This window comes from Nocardia farcinica (assembly GCF_029867845.1).
In the GTDB taxonomy this organism is placed as follows: Bacteria; Actinomycetota; Actinomycetes; order Mycobacteriales; family Mycobacteriaceae; genus Nocardia; species Nocardia farcinica_A.
Map to the genome: position 1 here is coordinate 1 of NZ_JARWRU010001117.1, position 2,756 is coordinate 2,756.

3 protein-coding genes are annotated in these 2,756 nt (G+C 71.0%); 1 reads left to right on the plus strand and 2 read right to left on the minus strand.

All coding sequences use genetic code 11. From position 1 onward, the window contains the following. The coding region (locus tag QH283_RS24760; protein WP_280505340.1) for a hypothetical protein at positions 1-254 on the minus strand (254 nt) is incomplete at its 3' end. A 586-nt stretch (positions 255-840) separates the two neighbouring features. On the opposite strand from QH283_RS24760, the gene QH283_RS24765 reads away from it, so the two are divergent. Continuing rightward, entirely contained in the window at positions 841-1,659 is an 819-nt protein-coding gene (locus QH283_RS24765) for a hypothetical protein (protein ID WP_280505341.1), read from the plus strand. 13 nt (positions 1,660-1,672) lie between these two features. Here QH283_RS24765 and QH283_RS24770 read toward each other — a convergent pair. Beyond that, a partial coding sequence (locus QH283_RS24770) for a hypothetical protein (protein WP_280505342.1) occupies positions 1,673-2,756 on the minus strand: 1,084 nt, incomplete at its 5' end.

Below are 2,756 nucleotides of genomic sequence, written 5' to 3' on the forward strand. Positions count from 1 at the left end.
GCGAGGGACGGACGCGGTTGTTCGGCGTCGAGTTCCACCGACTCGATCTTGTCGACCCGCGCCTGCAAGGCCGTGATGTCCTGTCCGGCATCCAGAGCCCAGGACTCGAGCTTCTTCAGCCTGGCCTCGAAACCGGCAGGCTCGTCGACTCGGGCCGCGGCGAGATCGAGCTGGTCGCTCAGCTCGCGAAGCAGCGCCGCGATGCCCGACAAGATCGTCCCGATCGGCTCGGCGTCCTGTTGGCCGTGCTCCATGCCTCGCATACCTCTTCCCGCTCGTTGCCCGGACTGGCCGGTTGGCCCGGCGATTCTATCCACGCACGTCCGACCGTGCCCGCTTGCCGAGGTCCGGGTGCACCCCGCCCCGCCCGGCGCACCGGCCGGCTCGCGCGATCCGCGTGACCGGCTCCGGCGACGGCGACGCGCGGACGGATCGAGGCTACTCGTCGCGTGAATTCGGGACTGCGCCGCCTGCGAAGACCGGATACTGTGTGGCGCATCTCTCGTGCTTCACTCCGAAAACCTTGCGGGACAGCAGCGGTCACCCGCCCCGTCCGGTGAGCCCTACCCGGGGTGCGGCGCACCCGAGCGCGGGTAAAGGGGGCTGGCGGGCGCCGGAAAGTAGGCGCACTCTTGATTCATGGAGTAGGTCGGTAGACCAGCGTGTCGGGCAGGGAGTGATCGCGTGCGAACCAAGCAGCGGACAGAGATGGCTTGCGGGCGCCGGGCGGTGCTCGCCGAACTCGGGATCGGGGACGACGCCGAGATCTCACGGGCGTCTGGCAGCGGACGCTCCCGATACAGCTGCCGGTGCCCCGAATGTGCCGACTCGCAATGGGATGTGCAGCGCCTCAAGTACTGGTTGTGCGCCCGGCTGGTCGAGTTCGGCGCCGACGAGGCCGATGTGGACCAGCGCGTCGGCGAGACCGACGACGAGCCGGGCATCCTCGTCGACGTGCTGTGGCGCAGCGGCGACCGCTGGTTCGTCATCGAGGTGCGCAACGGCCCGCTGGAGACAGCCCTGGCGCAGGAGCACACCACCCGCCTGCGCACGGCGGGCTGCGCGGGCGTGCTGTGGCTGTGCCCGCCCGGTTACTGGGTCGACCACCTGCCCGCCCTGGGCATCACCGACCTCGGCCCCACCTCCTGCGACTACCTCATCGACACCGGCGTCCTCGACACCGTGCACACCCCGGTGGCCTCGCCTCGCCGCACCCCGCTCGAGCTGCGAGAATTTCTGCGCGGCTGGGTGTCCGGCGATATCGTCTGGGCCTACCGGAACGAGCACAAGGGAGGCTGGGCGCGGGTGACCGACTGGGAGAGACACACCAGGACCCAGGCCGCCGTGATCGCCCGTCAGCGACAGGAACTGGTCAATCAGCGCACCGCGCTGGCGATGTCGCGCACCCAGGTGCGCGACAAGGAGAAGCAGATCACCCGCCTGAACTGGCGGCTGGAACGCGCGCAGGAGACCATCCGCACCCAGGGCGACACGACGGATGCGATCAATCGCCGCTTCGCCGAGCGGCAGCGGGTCGAGGCGAGCCTGCGCGCCACCATCACGGCCCTCAACCGCACCATCGAACGCTGGCAGCTGATCACCATCTGCGCGATGCTGCTGTTGACGACCTTCCTCGCCGCCGCGGTCATCCTGCGCTGAACCGGCGACCGGCTCAGCCCGCGCTGATGGTGAAGTTCGCCCGATCCCAGCGCCAGCCGTGCCGCAGCGTCGCCGCCACCAGGTCGAGCAGTTCCAGCCCGGACTCGCGACGCAGCTCGCGCAGGGTGGCGTGGCGCACCGGCCCGGCGGCCACCAGCTCGACCAGCCGCTGTTCGAGTTCGCGGTCGATCGCGCGCTCGCGCAGTTCGGCCACGCCCGTACGGCTTCCGGTCCACACCAGGAAACCCCAGCCGTTGGCGTGCGCGTGCGCGCGGACCGCCGCGGCTTTCGCCCGGTTGATCTCGAAGCCGACATGCCCGAGCGGCTGCACATCGATCAGCACGATACGACCGTCGGTGAGCTCGGCGGCCACGCTCGGATGGTGCGGCCCGCGCCGGCCGTCGAACTCGAACGGCACCGCCACCGGCTCCTCCTGGAAGGTCCGCACCGGCTCGCCCGCGTTCAACGTCAGCAGCAACCGCGCCCGCAGCGCCGAGTCGAATCCCACGTCCCGCCCCACCTTGTCCAGGTAGAACCGCCCGCGCTGGTCGTCGTCCGCGTCGACCACCCGGGTCGAGGCGGGGGGCAGCGGCGCCGGCGTCCCGGCCGGCGGCCAGTCGATCCGGGGGAGCAGCGCGTCCAGCGCGGCGGTGGCCGCCGGCTCGTCGTGTAGCGCGGCCAGCCGTCGATTGGTCTTCTTCTGCCACCCCATGATCCGCTGCATGACATAGCCGGCGACCCGTTTGGCGTCCTCGGCGGCGTGCCCCGCCAGCCGCAACTTGACGAACGACAGGTCATTGGCCGCCAGATCCGAGTCCGTGGCGTAGGTCTCGGCGAGCAAAGTCCGCACCAGCGCCGAATCCCGCGCGGCCAGCGGATACCGGTCGGTGAACACCGCCCGCTCCGCCCCGACCAGATGCGTCTCCCGCAGGATCTGCCCGACCGTGCGAGTGTGCAACTGCCGCACCCGGTCCCGCGCCAGATCGAAGCGCGCCCCGATCGCGGCCAACGTCTGCGGCGGCTCCCCGCTCACCCCCAGCCGCGCCGCCAGGATCTCCGCGTCACGCCGCCGCCGCTGCCCGTGCACCGCCACCAGC